The organism is Arcobacter arenosus (assembly GCF_005771535.1).
In the GTDB taxonomy this organism is placed as follows: Bacteria; Campylobacterota; Campylobacteria; order Campylobacterales; family Arcobacteraceae; genus Halarcobacter; species Halarcobacter arenosus.
Genome location: NZ_VANU01000018.1, coordinates 1 through 1,216, shown reverse-complemented (window position 1 = coordinate 1,216; position 1,216 = coordinate 1). Strand labels below are relative to the sequence as shown.

Genomic DNA, 1,216 nt, shown 5'->3' with positions numbered 1-1,216 from the left:
TGTACTAGTTAAGACTTAATCTGACAATTTACTAAAAAATAAAGTACAATTTCTCCTAGATAATAGATTTAGGAGAAATTAAAATGAATCTACATACACAAGAAAAAATCATAAAGAATAAACTAGGATTATTAAATCTTGCTCACGAATTAGGAAGTGTATCAAGAGCTTGTAAAGTATTTGGATATAGTAGAGATAGTTTTTATAGATTTAAAAAACTATATGATGAACAAGGTGAAGATGGTTTACAAGAAGTAAGTCGTAAAAAACCAAATTATAAAAATAGAATAGCTAAAGAAATTGAAGATGCAGTTTTAGATTTTGCAATAGAATTTCCTGCACATGGACAATTAAGAGCTAGTAATGAACTAAAAAAGAAAGGTATATTTCTATCTCCAGGTGGAGTTAGAAGTATATGGTTAAGACATAACCTTCAAACAATGAAGCTTAGATTAAAAGCTTTAGAAGAGAAATCAGCACAAGAAAACTTTATCCTTACAGAAGCTCAAGTACAAGCACTTGAAAATGCAAAAGAAGAGAAAATCGCACATGGTCAAATAGAGACACTTTTCCCTGGTTATTTAGGCTCTCAAGATACATACTTTGTAGGTACAGTGAAAGGTATAGGAAAAATCTATCAACAAACATATATTGATACCTATGCCAAAGTTGCTTTTTGTAAGTTATATGACCGTAAAAATGCTCTTGTAGCTGCTGATTTACTTAATGATAAAGTTGTACCATTCTATGATACACATGATGTAAAACTATTAAGAATGCTCACAGACAGAGGAACTGAATATAAAGGTCAAAGAGAACACCATGAATATGAATTATATTTAACTATTGAAGAGATAGATCATACATTTACAAAAGCTAAATCCCCACAAACAAATGGAATTTGTGAAAGGTTCCATAAAACAATTCAACAAGAGTTTTACAATGTTGCCTTTAGAACTAAAATTTATAAAACAATGGAGGAATTACAAAATGATTTAGACAAATGGCTACAACACTATAACTTTGAACGTACTCATCAGGGTAGAAATTGTGAGGGTATGACTCCTATGGAATGCTTTGAAAAAAGCAAACATCTTGCCAAAGTCAAGATGATTGGTTATAATCCTACAGAGTCACAAGATACGGCGTCATGAAATAACTGACAAAAAATTTCAGGAGAAATTGTGCTGTGTCAGGTCAAGTCTAGTTTTGTACA

Annotated in this window: 1 protein-coding gene; it reads left to right on the top strand. The window is 30.8% G+C overall.

Annotated elements, in window-relative coordinates:
• Nucleotides 1-83: 83 nt before the first annotated feature.
• Complete coding sequence (locus FDK22_RS15625; RefSeq protein WP_138153921.1) at nt 84-1,154, top strand: IS481 family transposase; 1,071 nt, start codon at nt 84-86, stop codon at nt 1,152-1,154.
• Nucleotides 1,155-1,216: the final 62 nt, after the last annotated feature.